Origin of the sequence: Dyadobacter jejuensis, from assembly GCF_003149085.1 — a bacterium.
GTDB classification, from domain to species: Bacteria; Bacteroidota; Bacteroidia; order Cytophagales; family Spirosomataceae; genus Dyadobacter; species Dyadobacter jejuensis.
Map to the genome: position 1 here is coordinate 96,501 of NZ_QGDT01000013.1, position 18,138 is coordinate 114,638.

Consider the following 18,138-nt stretch of genomic DNA (forward strand, 5'->3'; position numbering starts at 1 on the left):
GAGAAATTTTAAAAGTAAAAAAGGCAAGTGAAAAGAATGGACAAAAGCGGGATTGTAAGGATTCTAGAAACTACCCTCGATGAGCGTATGCAGCATGCTAAAAAGGCGATGGACGCAGCCCAGCAGTCGGCCAATGAACAAGGGAAGAGTTCGGTAGGCGATAAGTATGAAACCGCCCGTTCGATGGGGCAATTGGATAGGGATATGTTTGCCAGGCAGTATGAGTCGGCCAGGCAGGAAAGGTTGATACTGGAGCGGATAAACCCCCAAGAAGTACATAAACAGGTAACCTTGGGTTCGGTAGTGGATACCACGGCAGGCTGGTTTTTTGTGGCGGTGAGTTTCGGGAAACTGGCCTATCTGCAGGAATCGGTCATGGTGGTTTCGTCTTTATCACCGATTGGGCGTGCCCTTTTAGGAAAATCGGCAGGCGATTCTTTTGATTTTATGGGTAAAAAGCAGCAGATTAATGCCGTAGAATAAGTGTGATTCATGTTAAATAATAATGCTGATGAAACTGAAAATTAAAACCCAAGGGAAAAAAATACGTTTAAATTATGTAGAAATTGGCGCAGGGCAACCTGGCGCAGGGCATCCTGGCGCAGGGCATCCTGGCGCAGGGCAACCCATTGTTTTTATACATGGCTGGCCGCTTAGCCATAAGATGTGGGAGCCTCAATTGCAATATTTTGCCGATCAGGGATTTAGGAGCATCGCCTACGACCGCAGGGGCTTTGGCGATTCCGATGCCCCATCTGGGAGCTATGACTACGATGTGTTGGCGGAAGATCTGCACCGGCTTATCCTAGAACTGGACTTGAAGAAGGTCATTCTCTGTGGATTCTCGATGGGCGGCGGGGAGGTCATTCGCTATCTGACCAATTATGGCTCCGACCGTATTGATAAAATCGTGCTGATGGGGTCCATAATCCCCCTCGTTAAGAAAACCGACGACAACCCCGATGGGGTCCCCGAGCAGGCGTTGGAGGATATTTTAGAGGCACTTAAGAACAATAGAGTCCCATTTTTGGAGGAATTCGGAAAGGGCTTCCTGAATTATGACCCGCATCAAGGCAATGTTTCGGAGGCCATGTTGAAGTATTATTTTAGCATAGCGGCACACGCCTCCCCCGTAGCTACCCTTGGCTGTGCCCAAGCATGGGCCTATACCGACTTTCGGCCCGAGCTAGCGAATGTGACGGTTCCTGCCTTAATCATCCATGGGAGTGCGGACGGTATCGTGCCCATCAAAACCAGTGGAGACCAGGCGGCTCGAGGGATTAAGAATAGCCAATATGTGGTAGTCGCCGATGGGCCGCATGGGCTGAATTTGACCCACCGCGACGAGGTGAATGAAGCGATGGTGCGGTTCTTGAAATAGAGTACCTATTCATCATGAAGATGTCCTTAAATATTTGCTATGAGTTTTTATGATCTATCGGCCCACAGGCCCAATGGTACCGTTTTGCCATTTTCAGACTTTCAAGGTAAAACGGTATTAATCGTTAATACCGCTACCCAATGTGGATTGGCGCCACAATTTGAAGGACTGGAAGTCCTTCATGAACGCTATGCCGACAAAGGGTTGGTGGTATTAGGGTTCCCTTGCAATCAGTTTAGGAACCAAGAGCCGGAGACCAACGAGACGGTCGAAATGAGTTGCCGCATGAACCATGGGGTGACCTTCCAGCTTACTAAGAAGGTGGACGTGAATGGCCCCGATACGGACCCGGTCTTTGTATTTTTGAAAAAATCACTGGGAGGCTTTCTGGGGAAAAGGATAAAATGGAATTTTACCAAGTTCCTCATCGGTCCCGACGGGAAGCCCTATAAGCGCTATGCGCCTACCACCAAGCCAGCGGCCCTTGAAGAGGATATTCAGAAACTATTAACCCTTCCTGTGGGCGCATTAAAGGACCAGTAATATTCAATAAAAGAGGCTGCCTTTCAAAGACAGCCTCTCGTTTTTTATGCCATGTTATGGTATACCCTCTGAACGTCGTCGTCTTCTTCTATTTTTTCAATTAATTTTTCGATTTCAGCCATTTCTTCCTCGTTCAAGGACTTGGTGTCGTTGGGGATCCGCTCAAAGTCGGACTCAATAATCTCAAAATTGTTTTCTTCCAAATAGGTTTGAATCGTGCCAAAAGAGGTGAACTCCCCATAGATGTTAATCTGGTTGTTCTCTTCGTCCAAGAAAACCTCATCGGCACCATAGTCAATAAGCTCTAACTCTAGCTCCTCAACATCGTGCTTACCGTCGTTGGTGACCTTAAAAAGACATTTTCTTTCAAAAATAAAATCGAGCATTCCGGTCGTGCCTAGGCTTCCCCCCAGCTTGTTAAAATAGCTTCGCACGTTAGCAACGGTACGCGTAGGATTATCGGTAGTACTCTCCACCAAAATAGCGATACCATGGGGCCCGTAGCCCTCGTATACCATTTCTTTATAATCTTCTTGATCCTTAGAGCTAGCCCTTTTTATGGCCCGTTCTATGGTGTCTTTGGGCATGTTTACGGCTTTGGCATTTTGCAACAAGGCGCGTAGCCTGGAGTTGGTAGCGGGATCAGGTGTGCCATTTTTTACGGCTAAAACAATGTCTTTGCCGATTCGGGTAAATGTTTTGGCCATTTTGTCCCAGCGCTTAAACATCCGCGCTTTTCTATATTCATATGCTCTTCCCATGGATATTGTATAAGGTACTTATGTTAATTCGCCATCCAGGCCCTTATTCCTAATGCCATGGATAGCAAAGTATGGTTATGCTTATTTTGTTGCAAATTTATAAAAGACATGGCAATTCACGTATTTTTTATGGAAAAGATGGAATCTTATTGTCTAGGACCATTTCTAGCCACCCGTTAGGCTGGGGCTAGGGGATTGGGGTGTTTATCCCTAAAAATATACAATATGTAGCGTTTCCCCACAGTGTGGCCAGTAATTTTTACATTTTTGAATCGTCCTTGAATTAATTTTAGATTTTCTTCGTTACCTATTATCTTCTAGAATATGTCTATAGTGGTATCGAACACATATTTTTTATCGAAAAGTCCATCTAACGAATAGATTAAGACTATTTGTATGTCCCTTTAGTTCTATAATGCGATAATAAACTTGTAAGAATAGTTTTGACATCGGAATATCTATTACAGTAAATAGAAGGACTTTTACAATCTGTCTACAAAAAGATGCTTCAATTTTGTCCTAATTGTTTGCTTTCTCCAAAGATGTTGACTACTTTGGCATGGAATTTTAGTTATTAGTATTCAGTCAAGCAAATGGAGGTACTTAAGTCCGCTTTTTGTGGATGGAACACCTCGATTTTGACGAACACTGATAGAGGAGGGTTTACGTGGAATGGCCTACTGTTATGCGGTAGGCCATTTTTTTATTTTTAATATTGGAATGGTAACCGAAAAGCCTTTGATTTGTGGTGTATTAAATCGCTTTTCCATTTCGAATACATGACAAAAGTAACGGATTATATTCGCCAGGCTTCTGGCCGCACACTATTCTCTATCGAAATCATCCCCCCTTTAAAGGGTCAGAATATAGAGGAATTATTTCGTTCCATAGAGCCTCTTATGGAATTCAAACCTCCCTTCGTAGATGTTACCTATCACCGCGAAGAACTCATCGATCGGCCTGGTTCTAATGGGCAGCTGATACGCGTACCCATTCGGAAACGGCCGGGGACGGTGGGGATCTGTGCCCGGCTCATGGAGCGCTTTAAGGTAGACGCCGTGCCGCATGTAATATGTGGGGGATTCACCAAAGAAGAGACTGAAGATGTCCTTATCGACTTGTTTTATTTGGGTATAGACAATGTGTTGGTACTAAGAGGCGATGCTGAGAAGTCGGCGGGCGTCTTTATGGCCAAGGAAGGCGGGCACCATTATGCCTCTGAACTTTTGCAACAGGTGGTTAATATGAACCAAGGTAGCCTGCTAAATGAAGAAACACAAAGCCATCCTACCGATTTTTGTATCGGTATTGCCGGCTATCCAGAGAAGCATATGGATGCCGTAAGCTTCGAATCGGATTTTTCGTATTTAAAGAAAAAAATTGAACTGGGTGCAGAATATATCGTGACCCAGATGTTTTTTGATAACAAAAAATACTTCGATTTTGTAGATAAATGCCGGGCCGAAGGAATCACCATACCTATTATTCCTGGTCTTAAGCCCCTCTCTACGCGCCGTCAATTGGAAATCCTACCTAAAATATTCCATTTAGAAATGCCTGAGGACCTTTCCAAGGCGGTTCTTGGCGCTCATTCCGACAAAGATGTGCGGCAGATTGGCGTGGAATGGGGCGTGCAGCAGTGCAAAGAATTGGTGGCCTACGGCGTGCCGGTCTTGCACTTCTATACCATGGGCAAGTCCGACAACGTCGCTCAAATAGCTAGGGAAATGTTTTAATTGATAGCTTATTTGGAAATAACAGCGGTTCCATTAGCACTTACCATGAGCATGGAACCGTTGCTTCCAATGGTCTGAAAGTCGAGGTCCACACCTACCACGGCATTGGCGCCAAGCCTGGAAGCTTGGTCCATCATCTCTCTGATGGCAATACTCTTTGCCTCTCTTAGGCTCTGTTCGTAAGCACCAGAGCGCCCTCCGACTACGTCGCGAATTCCCGCTAGTATATCTTTTACGAAATTGGCTCCGATAATGGCTTCACCATTGACTAAGCCTATATACTGAATAATCTTTTGGCCCTCTATATTGGGTGTCGTTGTAACAAGCATTGATATGGTAAGGTTATTTGTTCTAATAGGGTCGTAAATTACTTTTATTTTACTTTCGGACGTAATTAAATTATGCTTAACGGTATTTAAAGCCCTTCATGGGGCAGAGGAACCTTGCGAAAGGTCGATTACGCAGTCTTTGGTTCTCATAAGGCAGGGATTCTGACTTATCCTTGGGTGAGAATAGTTATCTTTACATTTTTATCTTTATGGTTAATTAACCCTTTTTAGTTACATGCATATCGAAACCATCACCGAGAATATTAAAAGTAGAAGGAGTATATTCCCGCCAAGCTATACCGATCAAGATATTACGATTGACACCATTAAAGCAATTTTAGAAAATGCAAATTATGCCCCCACCCATCGGCGTACCGAGCCATGGCGGTTTACCGTCATGAAAGGAGAGGGCTTGGTGCGTTTGGCCGAATTCTTAAGGGAACGTTATAAGAATAATACCGCTCCAGAAGCATTTTCGCAGGCCCGGTATGAGGCTGCCGGCGAGAAGGTCCTGAAGGCCAACTGTGTGATTGCCATTCATATGCAACCCCACCCCGACCAAGTGCCAGAATGGGAAGAGGTGGCTGCAGTAGCCTGTGCGGTACAAAATATGTGGCTTACCGCCACCGCTTACGGAATAGGGGCGTACTGGAGTTCGCCAGGATTTCTGGATGAAATAGGGGCATTTTTGAATATCCCCATGGATCATAAATGCCTGGGCTTGTTTTATATGGGGTATTCGAATGCCGGGGATCTGGAGGCTAAGCGTACGCCGATAGAGGATAAAACTACCTGGCTTATATAATGGTGGAGTCTAAAACGATCATGAGTCTGCAGGACTTATACATGTCCTACGATTCGGGACCGGTACTTACCGATATTCATCTGGATCTCTATGAAGGGGAATGGTTGGGGATTTTAGGAGAGAGTGGTTCCGGCAAAAGTACCTTGCTGCGTATTATAGCGAGGCTCATCGATGCCGATAGGGGGGAGGTTCGTTATCGAGACGAGCTCCTCACTCCAGTGGCTCGGGAGCTAATCCCTGGCCATCCGGACATCAAGCTGATCCATCAGGATTATGCCCTTTTTCCAAATCAAACAGTCACAGAAAATATTGGGTACGCCCTTCGGTTTTATGATCCCGACTATCGAAAACAGCGGGTAGAGGAACTGATTGTGTTGGCAGGCTTGGAGAGCGTGAGGGATAAAAAAACGAAATGGCTGTCGGGAGGTGAAAAACAACGGACGGCCATTGCCAGAGCGCTCGCCGAAGAGCCGGAGGTGTTACTGCTCGATGAGCCCTTTGCGCATCTAGACAACCATAATAAGCAGGTGCTGTCTAGCGCCATAGAGGCACTGAGAGCGAATACCCAGACCACTTGTGTATTCGTAACCCATGAGTCGTCGGACGCCCTGGCCTGGTCCGATCGGATTGCGATACTACAGGCAGGGAAGATTGTACAAATAGACCGCCCCACTGTCGTATATCAGTCGCCCTATAATGGTTATGTGGCCGGACTGACCGGAGCCGTAAACTGGCTGGGTGGCGGGGCAGGGGAGCCCAAATATATCATCCGTCCGGAGCGACTTTCAGTGGCCCAGTCCGGCGATGCCGTGCGTTGGCAGGGAAAGATTATGTCCCTACGGTTTAATGGACCTTTTTGGATGGTCCGCTGTCAAAACGACCAAGGGTCGGTTACCTTTTACCATTCCGGCAATAGCCTATCGGTAGGAGATGCTATCCAGCTTACGTATCAAGACGAAGATATTATTCACGTTCACTAGACCTAAGCGACCCTAGCTAGTCCTATTAAAGGTTGAACCAGAATGATATTTTTACCGCAAAGGGGCTGACGTCGGTATTTTTAAGATAGGTGAGGCGGTGAACGAAATCGACCCTACCCACCTTAAAAATATTGTCGACCCCATAGCCTAGTTCTACGTAAGGAGTGTTGCCCAGGTAGTTAAAGGTGGGCATCAAGTTACCGTCTAAGTCTTGGGTGGGGATAATATTTTTATTGGCCGTACTCACATTTCCGTAAAATACCTTCCCTGTGGCTAACAAACGCCATTTGAGTTTTTTTATCGCCGGAATTCTATTCAGAATAAATCCCTGAAAATTATGCTCCACCGAAAGCGTAGCGTATTTGTCGCTGATGAATTCGAAGTAGTTCATCAGGTTAAAAGCATTTTCAACATAGAACAACGACTCATTGCCCAAGGGGGTGTATAGCAGCGTGTAAGGAATGGTGGAGGGGATCATTCCCAGGGTAAGGTTGTATTCGGTTCGGCCTAGGGCCCCTAAACGGAAACTTTGTTTGGCATTGAAAGAGAACTTATGATAGTGAAAGTCGCTACTGATCAGATTTTTAATCCCTAAGGTATAGCGTAATGTGAAAATCGGACTATTGCCGTTCCCCATGCTGATGCGTTCATTATCGTTCTGAAGGAAGGTTTCGTTGCGCGCAAAGCGAGTCTCCATATTCAGCTCCGTAACGTCATAATTACTCTGTAGCGGGGAGTCCTCACCTAGGGAGGGCTGGGTACGATATACGAATGGGAACAAGGGTTTGAAATTCCTATGCCGCAACTGAATGCTTCCGCTGAGGCCTTTTACCAGTTCCCGCTTCAGATACATCGAATAATCCTCCTGCCAATAGGCTCGGCGTAGGTTGCCAAAGCGAGAAAAAGCGCCAAAAAGAGTGTTGGAGCCGATAGTCTCGGTGGCTAGGCCGAGCCGTTCCAGGTCTTTGGAGTAGGAAAAGCCCCCGATGGTCCAGGGTTTGCGTGAGAAGATATAATCGACCCCGGCCCCATATTTGAATTGTTTGTCTTTGGTTCCTATTGCCCCATAGCCATGCAAGATCCACTTACGGCTAAAGCCCGGATCGGTACGGAAGCCTAGCCGGAAGCGATTACCCTCTATGGTGTTATTGGCGTATAGGAAAAGGTAAGGACCAATGTCGATATTCCACTTGTCTATTTTCTTGTAGCCATTCACAAAGATATTCAGGATTTCGGTATAGGTCTTCACCACAGGGAGCACCTTCAGGGAATCGATGAGCTGGAAACTCAGCTTTTCTGGAAGAGTAAGCGACTCGGGGCGGCTTTTTTGCCAGTAGGTCGAGTCGTGATCCATATAATCTTCCTTGAGTTCGATGGCGGTGTCGTAGAAACCATTTGGTTTGGGTTCTCCTACCACATAATCGGAATTGGCCGAATAAAACTTCAGGAGCATACCCGCAGCCTGCACCGTTGGCTCCTCCACATCAATGAGCACCCGGGTTTTGGAAGGTACCCAAGCATCCTGCTCGTCGAGCTGCTCGTAAGACTGCTGAATCTTGATCTTTTCTATAAAGTTTAGGTTGGCATCTCTGCTAACGGTGGCGTCCATTTGAGTCAGAGCAAAGCTGACGCCGTCTACCCAAAAGGACCCTCTGAATGCCAAATCTTGCTTTTGGCGGGGTTCAAACTCTATGAGGTAATCGTGGCTGTCGCCATTGTTGACGCTGTCGGCTAAGTAGTAGTCATAATACAGCTTCCAGCTATCTGAGATAGGGGAAACAAAGTCTTTTTCTAGAATGTTTAACCAGTTTTCATAAAAATTATACTGCTGAAAACTAGACCCTACCACCTGCGAAACGAAACTCCCGTCGGTGAGGCCTACACCCGAAACTTTGGTCTTATTGATAATTTCTTTTTTCTTTTTGGGGTTGTTTCTGCTAAAAACATCGGAAACCGACTCCGAAATAAAAATAGGAATGATGGTTTCCCCATCTTCTCCTTTTACTTCGTCGTACTGATCCATGATATGGGTCATCTTCTTGACTGCCTTCCGATTTCTAAACTTTTCGGAAAGGTTGTCTATATCGATCTGAATTTTGTTGTAGCTCGTATATTGATAGGCATTTACGTTTTCGATATTATTACGTTTCTTGTTGAGGACGATTTTACGGAGAATGGCAAAGGCTGGGTTTTCTCCCGCAAATATCTTCACCTCACGTAGCTGCAGGGCGCCAGGCGTAATCTGGAAATCGATGGTTTGCTCCGCTACACCAGCCATAATGGCCTTGGACTTGGTGGCGTAGCCAACATAACTCACCGTAAGGGAGTCGGCTGGGGGGGTAAAACTGATGGTGTAGAAGCCATCAAAATCGGTGATAGCTCCCGATATAGAAGCCTTGATGCCCACGTTGGCGAAAGGAACCGGGTCGCCGGTGGTAGCATCAATGATGCGGCCTTTTATAGTGTGATTAGTCTGCGCGTGTATTTTTATCGATGATACGAGCTCAACAACAAATAGTAATAATAATATTTTTTTCATTTTATAGCTTCATGGCAATATGGTTAAAATGCATTTTCACTCGTGCTAGTTCCCTTTTTCCTTTTTATCTCAATATTGGTGGTCAAATCGGGAGTAGGGTTTAGCAAATGAACGTCCAAGACGGCTTTGGGTCTTGCAAAATATTCGCGTAACAGCGTCCTCCAGGAGTATCCGCCCGGAACATCCTGTGCAGCAAAGGCAATGGCATTCATTCCTTCTTCTTGGGCAATGTAAAGGGCCCGAGCGTTATGGAAGTTTTGGGAGATCACCGTAAAGCTTTCTTGGTGGAATACCTCCCGGCAACGCATTACCGAATCGAAAGTGCGATACCCCGAATAATCCAAAATCATAACGTTTTCTGGGATGCCTAAGTTGAGCAGGGCCGTCTTCATATCCAGGGGTTCGTTATAGTATTCCGAATCGTTATTGCCGCTCAAAATGATGTACTTGATTTTTCCTTCGTTGAATAGCCTGGCGGTAGCCTCCATTCGAAATTTGAAAAATAAATTATCCTTTCCATTTTCAGTGAATTTACTCGTTCCCAACACCAAGGCATAGTCGTTGGAAGGTAGGTTTTCAATCGAAAAAAAACTCTGATCTCTGGTTTTATGAACCACCCAAAAGTTGCAGAGCAGGATGAATACCACACTGCCAAAAAAAAGAAAAGTGGTCAATAGGACAATCTTTTTCACGATAAACTCCTGATTTTCCAGGTTAATAATTGATAAAATACGAAATAGGCTCGTCCATTCGATCGGGTGGGGTGGGCGAGCCTATTCGTTTTATGGATTTCTTTTAAAGTGACCTGGGCACTTGTGCGCCCAGGGGCTATTTATTCCTCAAAGAGGCCGAGTTGGCTTTTCGAGGAGTCATCATCCTTTTTGTTTTTTGGGTCTTTTTTAGCTTTCTTTTTTGGTTCTTCTGTTTTCGGAGCTTCCTGTTTCTGCGAGGATTGCTCTAGGTTCTCTGGTTCCTGGGTGATGTCACGCTCGGGCGCCTCGGGGGCATCGCTCCCCTCTGCATTAGCTTCTTTTTCATTTGAGGCCCCCTGTTGCTCCTCCGTAGCTGTCGACTCGGCTACTTCTTCGTTTTCTACGGCCAATGGCTCCAGCCAATGGAGTTCCTTAAACTTCTCCAGGCCTAGTTTATTCCCGATGGCCCGCCAGCCTCTTATCTCTATAAGCTCTTCTACCAGGTACTCCGGGTTAGCTTCGCCTGCGGCCGACTTGGTAGGCACCACTTCGAAGCGTGGACGGACATCGGTACTGGCCAGCAGCAGTTTGGAGTTTTTGGCATCACTGATAAACATGAATTTCTTGTCCATCGATGAGGTTTCGATATTGAACCGCTTGATAAAATGTTGCTTGCTGCCTCCATCGTAATAAATAGCCGTAATGGGCATTTTTGGGTCAAACTTCCTGAGTAGCACCACTTCGGCAGGAACATAATGGTTGGTAATGTCGAAGTTTGTAAGTTCGTAGGTCCCATCCTTATACAATACCAATACGCTGTCGTCGGGGCCGAAGTTGCCGAGGTATTCGCCACGTTCATCCCGATTTAGCCTGCCGAGGGTAGGGTTGTACCATATATCCACGCCCCCCAAGGTAGACCTTCCAGCCTGCTTGAGCATTATTTTTCGTACCGGATATTTGGTCAGGATATTTCCCATTGCACTCCGGTTTTTTATTAATAAATCGGCGAAATTAAAGTCAAACTGTTTGACTTTTGCTTTACTCTGAGCGGTGAGGTTAACGGTAATAATTTCCGCCTCTCCGTTATCGTTGGCCGTAAAATAGGTGATTTTCGACTTGGGGTGCCCTTGTACCAAGTCATACTCCCGGTCGCGGGTTACGGCGGTCACCTGGAACCGTTTGATATAGCTGATTCCCGATTTTCCCTCCATATAGGTCAGGTTATAGACCTTCCGTTCGTCATTTTTAACGAATACCGCACAGTGTATAATGTTTTTGCCTACAAAGACCTTATCCTGAACTTTGGTGACCAGGCATTTGCCATCGGCTCTAAACACGATGATGTCGTCGATGTCCGAACAGTCCATTACATATTCATCTTTCTTGAGTCCATAGCCTATAAAACCTTCGGCCCTGTTGACGTATAGTTTTTGGTTGTTGGCCGCCACTATATTGGCCGATATCTGGTTAAAAGCGACTATTTCAGTCTTTCTCTCCCGGCCTTTCCCATATTTCTTTAGCAGATCTTTATAATAATCGATCGCAAATCGGACGATATTGGCTAAGTTGTCTTCGGTTTGGGCCAATTCTTCTGCCCATTTTTTCATCAATTCATCCGCCTTATAGCCGTCATACTTTGAAATTCTTTTAATTCGAATTTCAGTCAGTTGGACGATGTCCTCGTCGGTAATCGTCCTGTAAAAGTCAGGTTTATAAGGCTCTAGTCCGAGGTCTATGGTGCGTATTACCGCTTCAAAAGTTTCACATTCCTCAATATCTCGGTATATGCGGTTCTCTATAAATATTTTTTCTAGGGAGCCATACAGGATTTTCTCTAAGAGCGCCGCCTTCTTAATTTCTAGCTCTTGGCGGAGCAGCTCTACGGTCTGCTGGGTATTATGTTCTAGAATCTGACTCACTCCAATAAAATGGGGCTTGTCTTCGATGATGACACAGGCATTGGGAGATATCGACACCTCACACTCTGTAAATGCATACAGGGCATCCATGGTGATGTCGGGGGAGACGCCCGGCGCTAGGTGTACCTGTACTTCCACATCGGCAGCAGTATTGTCTACCACCTTTTTGATTTTGATCTTTCCACCGTCATTGGCTTTCACGATGGAGTCGATGATGGAGCTCGTGGTGGTGCCAAAAGGAATGTCTCTAATGATGAGCATTTTCTTGTCCTCCTCTTCGATCCGGGCCCTTACCCTTATTTTACCACCCCGTATGCCGTCGTTATAGTTAGACACGTCGATCTGGCCACCCGTCAGGAAATCGGGGTAGATCTCGAAAGGTTTTTTCTGTAGTATGGCGATTGACCCTTCTATGAGCTCACAAAAATTATGCGGCATTATTTTCGTGGAAAGGCCTACTGCTATCCCTTCTACACCCTGGGTGAGCAATAGGGGGAATTTTACGGGTAGCGTAACGGGCTCCTTCTTACGGCCATCGTAGGATAGCTGCCATTCGGTGGTGTCGTTATTGAATACAATTTCCTTGGCAAACTTCGACAACCTCACCTCGATATATCTGGCTGCCGCTGCGCCGTCGCCCGTACGGATATCGCCCCAGTTTCCCTGGGTGTCAAAGAGCAGTTCTTTTTGACCTAAGTTAACGATAGCATCGTAAATGGAGGCATCCCCATGCGGGTGATACTGCATGGATGAACCGACCACATTGGCTACTTTGTTGAACCGCCCATCGTCCATTTCATTCAGGGCATGCATAATGCGCCTCTGCACGGGTTTTAGCCCGTCGCCTATGGCGGGTACCGCCCGTTCAAGGATTACATAGGAGGCGTATTCTAGGAACCAACTTTCATATAAACCCGAGATAGGTAATTTGTCGTGTAATTCGCTGTCTTCTATTTGATCTGTTGCGTCGTTTTCATCCATATACTTCGGAGGAAACTATATTTAAAGGTTTGGGACTATTTAATCTAAAGCCTAGCGCCAAAGAAGTTCATCGGATATGGAAGCTTATGACTTCCCATGATATACAATCGGTGGACTAGTTTTACTATTTCAAGCTTGCTAATATAGCAAATTAACCAATCATTACGGTTATAGGTGCCATTTAAGGTGTTTGGTAAACGGACAGCAGCTCGCTGATCATCATGGCCGTAGCTCCCCATATTTTTTGTCCATGCAGGGCATAATGGGGGGCCGTAACCGCCTCGCCTCGTACCATCATTTTACTACTGCCTATGATACTTTGTTGCGAAATTTCAGAAAATTTTATTTCGTAGATATCAGCAACTTCCCTGGGATCTGGCAAAAAGCGGGGTCTATATGAAACATAGGCCACTACCGGTAACACCAGAAAGTTGCTGGGAGGGATAAATACTTCGGTCAATCGGCCGAGTATCTGGACGTCTTCCAGTGGAAGCCCGATCTCCTCCTGTGCCTCTCTGAGGGCTGTATGCACCAAGTCGGGATCGGTAGGCTCTTTGCTGCCGCCAGGGAATGCGACTTGCCCCGAATGTACCCCGTCGTAGGAGGGGCGAAGTATGACAGGAAAATATATGTCGCCTTCGTGCGGATAAAACACAATCAAAACGGCACTGTTGCGGGTCCGATCGTTCGGTTTGAAATGCATCCGATTCCGTGTATTGGCCTGCATGCTCCTATGGGCCATCTCGCCAGGTAAAGGAGACTTTAGTCGTTCAGAAAATTGTGTGGTAAAAAGTTCAAAAGTTGTATTTGCCATGGAGGCCAATTCAAAAATTTATGCTGTTAATTGCTATTATTTCAATGATAACCAAATTTCAGTGAATTTCAAAATTTGGCTTCCGAGAGCCTCTCTGCACAGCGCTCCCCATCCATGGCCGCCGACATAATACCTCCTGCGTAGCCCGCTCCTTCGCCGCAAGGAAATAGTCCCCTAATCTGTGGGTGTTCACAGGTCTGTCGGTCCCTAGGAATGCGTAAGGGGGACGAGGTACGGCTTTCTACCCCTATTAGCTGGGCCTGATTGGTGACATATCCCCGCATTTTTTTGCCGAATTGCTGTAATCCTTCTCTAAGCGGTTGTGCAATATTGGCCGGTAGGGATTCCAATAAATTAACAGATTGCAAGCCAGGCTGATAGGAGGTGTCATTAAGACTTGCCGAGGTTTTGTTTTGGATAAAATCGACCACACGTTGAGCTGGGGCCACTTGTGAATAGCCTCCTAGCCGACAAGCCGTGCGTTCTAGTTCTTTTTGAAAGGACAAGCCCGCCAGCACCCCATCTGCAGCGTAAGGTTTGAGGTCCTCAGGGGTAATGGCCACTACCAATCCCGAATTGGCGTAGGCGGAGTCGCGTCGAGAAGGGGACATTCCATTGACCACCACCTCGCCCGAGGCCGTGGCGGAAGGTACAATAAAGCCTCCTGGGCACATACAAAATGAAAAAACACCCCGTTGCACCCCTTCGAAGCGGGTTTGCGCTACTAGGCTATAGGAGGCCGCCGGTAGGTAAGGACCTCTGTCGCCGTTGCAATGGTATTGGATCTGATCGATGACCTGCTGGGGGTGTTCTATGCGCACCCCCATGGCAAAGGACTTTTCTTCTAACAGTATGCCTTTGCGGTGCAATAACTCATAGATATCCCTAGCTGAGTGGCCAGTGGCCAATATAACACCGAGCCCCTCATACTCGGCACCATCTTCAGTTCTGAGTCCTTTGATCGCCTGACGCTCGATGAGCAGGTCGACTACTTTGCAGTTAAAATGGATCTCACCTCCCGCTTTCAAAATGCTTTCGCGCATATTAGCTACCACCTGGGGGAGTTTGTTGGTGCCGATATGTGGGTGACTTTCTACGAGGATCTGTTCACTCGCTCCATGTCCTACCAGTATCTCCAAAATCCTGCGTATGTCTCCCCGTTTGTTAGAACGGGTATAAAGCTTTCCGTCGGAATAGGTTCCTGCGCCACCTTCGCCGAAACAGTAGTTGGATTCGGTATTGACGATTTGCTTTTTATTGATGTCGGCTAAGTCGCGGCGTCGTGCCCTGACGTCCTTGCCTCTTTCGAACAGTAGGGGTTTTATGCCCAGTTCTATGAGTCGCAATGCGGCGAACATGCCAGCCGGGCCGCAGCCAACGATCAGTGCTTGAGGGCGGTTGGTGACATCCCTATAACCCCCATGAAGCTGTGCCAATGCCGGGGGGACTTCGTCGATATAGGCCGTTACCAGCACATTTACTTTAACCCGTGGACTACGGGCGTCGATCGATTGTTTTGACTTACGGAGCACGACGTCGGCAGATGGTGACAGGCCTAATTTTTTGAATACAAATTTTCGTAGGGCTTGCTCATCAAGTGCTATTTCGGGGGGCAGTGAAAGCTGCAGTTCTGTGATCATCTGGGAAAGGGATTTATCCTTTAATAGGGCACAAAGATAAGCAATCTTTGGGGTCAACCGCTATAGTGCCCCACTCAAAAAAGTGCTCTGATCGGGCGCAAGCCTAAGACCCCCACAAAAGCTAGAGATAAGTGTCTAGATATGACGGGGATTTCTTAACTTAAATTTTTCATCAAGTAAAAAAAGAGATTATGGCCATTCAGGATACCGATTTTTACGAAATAATGGATTTGTTGACCGAAGAACAACAGCTGGTGGCCCGCTCGGTTAGGGCCTTTACCGAAAAGGAAATAAAGCCAATCATGGAAGATTGTGCCCAAAAGGCCGAGTTTCCGGTGGGGCTAATCCCTAAGTTTGGTGCCCAGGGGCTCTTTGGGCCTACCATTCCGGAGTCCTACGGGGGAGGAGGGCTGGACTATATTAGCTATGGACTCATGTGCCAGGAAGTAGAGCGGGGCGACTCGGGGATGCGCTCGACGGTGTCGGTGCAGAGCTCCTTGGTTATGTGGCCTATATATGCCTATGGATCCGAGTCCCAACGCCGTAAGTTTTTACCCAAATTGGCCTCAGGCGAATATATTGGCTGTTTTGGCCTTACCGAGCCCGATCATGGCTCCAATCCTGGCGGTATGCAAAGTACCTTAAAAAGAGTAGAAAATGGTTATTTGCTCCAAGGAAGTAAACTGTGGATTTCCAACGCCCCCCTAGCCGACGTGGCGGTGGTATGGGCCCGTACAGACCAGGGTAGGGTGCAAGGGGTATTGGTAGAGCGGGGAATGGAGGGCTTTACGGCACCAGAAATTCATCATAAATGGTCGCTGCGAACCAGTAGCACGGGTGAATTGGTTTTCGATAGGGTCTTTATCCCCGACGATAACGTGTTGCCAGAAGGGGTGGGTTTGCAAGCAGCCCTCCAATGCTTAGACAAGGCCCGATATGGAATCGCCTGGGGAGCCATAGGGGTGGCGTCCGATTGTTTCGAAGTGGCCCGTCAGTATAGTCTCGAACGCATTCAGTTTAATAAACCATTGGCAGCCTTTCAGTTGACTCAGAAAAAGTTGGCAGAGATGCTCACCGCTATCACCAAGGCGCAGCTGCTGGCCTGGCGGCTGGGCACGCTGATGAATGAGGGCAAGGCGAGCTCGGCCCAGATCTCTTTGGCCAAAAGAAATAATGTGGCGATGGCCCTGCAGGTCGCCCGGGAGGCCCGACAGATGCTTGGCGCCATGGGAATTTCGGGTGCTTACCCCATTATGCGCCATATGATGAACCTAGAGTCGGTGATTACCTACGAAGGGACCCACGACATTCATTTGTTGATATTGGGAGCTGAAATAACCGGTATTCCAGCTTTTCAGTAAGGGCTATGAGGAGTTATAATAGCCGCTATTTCAAAACCCTTTTCAAGGCTTTCCGAAGTTCTTCATTTTTATGCCTTTTTTGTAAAATGATGGGGGCTGCTACCCGTTCCCTGCATTCGAACAGAGCACAGCGTTCACAGGTCTGATTGACGATCCGACTCGGTAAGGCACGATCGGCTAAGAAATGGAGGGTGTCTTTGGCGTGGTCATCCAGATAGATTCCCATAGATACGCTGGCATTTTGGTTGGCTTTTCCCCCTGTGGCCTGGGCCAGGCTGATCACCAAATAGGCGTCGTTGGTGTCGAGGTAGGTCGATTTTTGTGCCTGGCAAAGAACGACCGAGGGGGCTTCTGTAGCGTCTATCTCCGCTAGGTCGTTCAATATATTCAAAGCTACCCAACGGCGGCAATAGTGCTCGTCTCGAACGGTATGTGGATAGTGTTTTTTTGTAATATGTAGCTCCTTGGTCATATCGAAGCGGTTATGGCCAGGGAAATTATTGAATCGGGCAAAAAATATCTGTTTTAGACCAAAGTATTTGGGCAAAACATTGCTCAACCGATAACAAAACGACTCAGGGGTGGTGTGGAAGTCCTGAATCATCGCCAATAATGCCTCAGGCTGCCAGTCGGGCTGTCCAAAAAAATTGGCTAGCCGAGGGACCAATAGCTTACGTTGAATGATGATGGCACTAGCGAAGTAGGAGGCCTTGAAGTTGTTGAGCAGTTGTTCGAAGTTTTCATCCTCGACCAATGCCGTAGTATATAGGCGGTTTTTAAGGTTGAGATGCAGATATCCAATCTCTCTGGCCAAAATAAAAGTACGTTGTATGCTACTCAGCTGATCGTTAATGAGGAGACGTGTGGACTTCGGGCCGGGAATAGTTAAGGACCTCACACTGGCAAACTCGGGATTAGATTTCTCGTTAATTTGCTCCATCTCATATTGATGTTGCTCCACCAATATTTTGCTCAAACAGGACTCTTCTACTTGGTCAGAGCTAGCAAAGGCGTATTGGCTTAAGAAACTCTCGGCAGCCTCTTCGATGTCCTCGAAGTAGTTGTCGTGCATTTCCTGATAAGTCCTTAGCGCAGAGAAATGGAATTTCTCAATAGACATATTATAATTTCGGGCAACCTCTATCAACGTCCCTATAAAAGCGCTGATCTTGGTGGGGGCATCCGACAAGATCTGTAACAGGCTAGCAGGGTCGATCCCAAAGAGCTCCAGGGGGAGCTCCGTCAGTACATTAGAGTCCAATAGTTCGGAGATGGGCTCCAATCTCTTATTGAGTTTCATGGACACCAGGTTGTCGTATTCCACGTCTATGGCGCTGGCTAGGGCCAATATTTTGTCAGACTTGGGATATTTTTTACCTTTCTCTATTTCATTGATATAGGAGAGAGACAATCCAGATTTTTTCGATAACTCGTTTAAGGAAAGACCCTTGTCTAGTCTGAGTTGTTTGAGCTTTAATCCAAAAACGAGTTTTATATTATCTGTATTGATGGCCACGGTCCGTGTGTTCTATTAGTTGATATATGATGGTGATGAGGGGGGCTGGAACTTCCCATTTGGGCAAAAAAATAGGCTTACCACGATACAAAAGTAGGAAATTGGGGGTTCAATTGTATTAAAAATAAGAAAAGGAGTCAC

Annotated in this window: 15 protein-coding genes; 7 read left to right on the forward strand and 8 right to left on the reverse strand. The window is 46.8% G+C overall.

Annotated elements, in window-relative coordinates:
- The first annotated feature begins 36 nt into the window (after window positions 1-36).
- Genes CLV98_RS19355 through CLV98_RS19365 form a run of 3 tightly spaced genes read left to right on the forward strand, consistent with a single transcriptional unit; the run spans window position 37 to window position 1,924 of the window.
- A complete protein-coding gene (locus CLV98_RS19355) occupies window positions 37-483 on the forward strand; it encodes a GreA/GreB family elongation factor (RefSeq protein ID WP_109677067.1) in 447 nt (148 codons plus the stop codon).
- A gap of 28 nt (window positions 484-511) precedes the next feature.
- Window positions 512-1,381 carry an alpha/beta fold hydrolase gene (locus CLV98_RS19360; protein WP_109677141.1) on the forward strand — a complete coding sequence of 290 codons (870 nt, stop codon included), beginning with the start codon at window positions 512-514 and terminating at the stop codon, window positions 1,379-1,381.
- Window positions 1,382-1,420: 39 nt separating this feature from the next.
- Window positions 1,421-1,924, forward strand: a complete 504-nt coding sequence (locus CLV98_RS19365; protein ID WP_109677069.1) for a glutathione peroxidase — start codon at window positions 1,421-1,423, stop codon at window positions 1,922-1,924.
- A 44-nt stretch (window positions 1,925-1,968) separates the two neighbouring features.
- Here CLV98_RS19365 and CLV98_RS19370 read toward each other — a convergent pair whose 3' ends face one another.
- On the reverse strand, window positions 1,969-2,685 hold the full coding sequence (locus CLV98_RS19370) for a YebC/PmpR family DNA-binding transcriptional regulator (RefSeq protein ID WP_109677071.1): 717 nt from the start codon (window positions 2,683-2,685) through the stop codon (window positions 1,969-1,971).
- 779 nt (window positions 2,686-3,464) lie between these two features.
- Here CLV98_RS19370 and CLV98_RS19375 point away from each other — a divergent pair.
- Window positions 3,465-4,421 carry a methylenetetrahydrofolate reductase gene (locus CLV98_RS19375; RefSeq protein ID WP_109677074.1) on the forward strand — a complete coding sequence of 319 codons (957 nt, stop codon included), beginning with the start codon at window positions 3,465-3,467 and terminating at the stop codon, window positions 4,419-4,421.
- Between the two features lie 8 nt (window positions 4,422-4,429).
- Here CLV98_RS19375 and CLV98_RS19380 read toward each other — a convergent pair whose 3' ends face one another.
- Window positions 4,430-4,750 (reverse strand): heavy metal-binding domain-containing protein, encoded by a 321-nt coding sequence (locus CLV98_RS19380; protein ID WP_109677076.1) that lies wholly within the window; start codon window positions 4,748-4,750, stop codon window positions 4,430-4,432.
- Between the two features lie 235 nt (window positions 4,751-4,985).
- Here CLV98_RS19380 and CLV98_RS19385 point away from each other — a divergent pair, with 235 nt between their 5' ends.
- Both CLV98_RS19385 and CLV98_RS19390 read left to right on the forward strand, forming a co-directional pair.
- Window positions 4,986-5,555, forward strand: a complete 570-nt coding sequence (locus CLV98_RS19385; RefSeq protein ID WP_109677078.1) for a nitroreductase family protein — start codon at window positions 4,986-4,988, stop codon at window positions 5,553-5,555.
- Window positions 5,556-5,575: 20 nt separating this feature from the next.
- Entirely contained in the window at window positions 5,576-6,535 is a 960-nt protein-coding gene (locus tag CLV98_RS19390) for an ABC transporter ATP-binding protein (RefSeq protein WP_229203466.1), read from the forward strand.
- A 25-nt stretch (window positions 6,536-6,560) separates the two neighbouring features.
- Here the strand turns inward: CLV98_RS19390 and CLV98_RS19395 are convergent, their stop codons facing one another.
- The 5 genes from CLV98_RS19395 to CLV98_RS19415 form a co-directional block, all read right to left on the reverse strand.
- Window positions 6,561-9,074, reverse strand: coding sequence for a DUF5686 and carboxypeptidase-like regulatory domain-containing protein (locus CLV98_RS19395; protein ID WP_109677082.1), 2,514 nt, complete (start codon window positions 9,072-9,074; stop codon window positions 6,561-6,563).
- A 23-nt stretch (window positions 9,075-9,097) separates the two neighbouring features.
- Complete coding sequence (locus tag CLV98_RS19400; protein ID WP_374755201.1) at window positions 9,098-9,766, reverse strand: SanA/YdcF family protein; 669 nt, start codon at window positions 9,764-9,766, stop codon at window positions 9,098-9,100.
- Between the two features lie 140 nt (window positions 9,767-9,906).
- Window positions 9,907-12,666 carry a DNA gyrase/topoisomerase IV subunit A gene (locus CLV98_RS19405; RefSeq protein ID WP_109677084.1) on the reverse strand — a complete coding sequence of 920 codons (2,760 nt, stop codon included), beginning with the start codon at window positions 12,664-12,666 and terminating at the stop codon, window positions 9,907-9,909.
- A 181-nt stretch (window positions 12,667-12,847) separates the two neighbouring features.
- Window positions 12,848-13,480, reverse strand: coding sequence for an NUDIX hydrolase (locus CLV98_RS19410; RefSeq protein ID WP_109677086.1), 633 nt, complete (start codon window positions 13,478-13,480; stop codon window positions 12,848-12,850).
- Between the two features lie 68 nt (window positions 13,481-13,548).
- Window positions 13,549-15,120 (reverse strand): NAD(P)/FAD-dependent oxidoreductase, encoded by a 1,572-nt coding sequence (locus CLV98_RS19415; protein WP_109677088.1) that lies wholly within the window; start codon window positions 15,118-15,120, stop codon window positions 13,549-13,551.
- 191 nt (window positions 15,121-15,311) lie between these two features.
- Here CLV98_RS19415 and CLV98_RS19420 point away from each other — a divergent pair, with 191 nt between their 5' ends.
- On the forward strand, window positions 15,312-16,481 hold the full coding sequence (locus tag CLV98_RS19420; RefSeq protein WP_109677090.1) for an acyl-CoA dehydrogenase family protein: 1,170 nt from the start codon (window positions 15,312-15,314) through the stop codon (window positions 16,479-16,481).
- 25 nt (window positions 16,482-16,506) lie between these two features.
- On the opposite strand, the gene CLV98_RS19425 is transcribed toward CLV98_RS19420, so the two are convergent.
- Window positions 16,507-17,997 (reverse strand): helix-turn-helix domain-containing protein, encoded by a 1,491-nt coding sequence (locus CLV98_RS19425; RefSeq protein WP_109677092.1) that lies wholly within the window; start codon window positions 17,995-17,997, stop codon window positions 16,507-16,509.
- Window positions 17,998-18,138: the final 141 nt, after the last annotated feature.

Bases quoted from the DNA above. Each gene is read 5' to 3' on its own strand.
- CLV98_RS19355 (WP_109677067.1), top strand. From the start codon at position 37: ATGGACAAAAGCGGGATTGTAAGGATTCTAGAAACTACCCTCGATGAG.
- CLV98_RS19360 (WP_109677141.1), top strand. From the start codon at position 512: ATGAAACTGAAAATTAAAACCCAAGGGAAAAAAATACGTTTAAATTAT.
- CLV98_RS19365 (WP_109677069.1), top strand. From the start codon at position 1,421: ATGAGTTTTTATGATCTATCGGCCCACAGGCCCAATGGTACCGTTTTG.
- CLV98_RS19370 (WP_109677071.1), bottom strand. From the start codon at position 2,685: ATGGGAAGAGCATATGAATATAGAAAAGCGCGGATGTTTAAGCGCTGG.
- CLV98_RS19375 (WP_109677074.1), top strand. From the start codon at position 3,465: ATGACAAAAGTAACGGATTATATTCGCCAGGCTTCTGGCCGCACACTA.
- CLV98_RS19380 (WP_109677076.1), bottom strand. From the start codon at position 4,750: ATGCTTGTTACAACGACACCCAATATAGAGGGCCAAAAGATTATTCAG.
- CLV98_RS19385 (WP_109677078.1), top strand. From the start codon at position 4,986: ATGCATATCGAAACCATCACCGAGAATATTAAAAGTAGAAGGAGTATA.
- CLV98_RS19390 (WP_229203466.1), top strand. From the start codon at position 5,576: ATGAGTCTGCAGGACTTATACATGTCCTACGATTCGGGACCGGTACTT.
- CLV98_RS19395 (WP_109677082.1), bottom strand. From the start codon at position 9,074: ATGAAAAAAATATTATTATTACTATTTGTTGTTGAGCTCGTATCATCG.
- CLV98_RS19405 (WP_109677084.1), bottom strand. From the start codon at position 12,666: ATGGATGAAAACGACGCAACAGATCAAATAGAAGACAGCGAATTACAC.
- CLV98_RS19410 (WP_109677086.1), bottom strand. From the start codon at position 13,480: ATGGCAAATACAACTTTTGAACTTTTTACCACACAATTTTCTGAACGA.
- CLV98_RS19415 (WP_109677088.1), bottom strand. From the start codon at position 15,120: ATGATCACAGAACTGCAGCTTTCACTGCCCCCCGAAATAGCACTTGAT.
- CLV98_RS19420 (WP_109677090.1), top strand. From the start codon at position 15,312: ATGGCCATTCAGGATACCGATTTTTACGAAATAATGGATTTGTTGACC.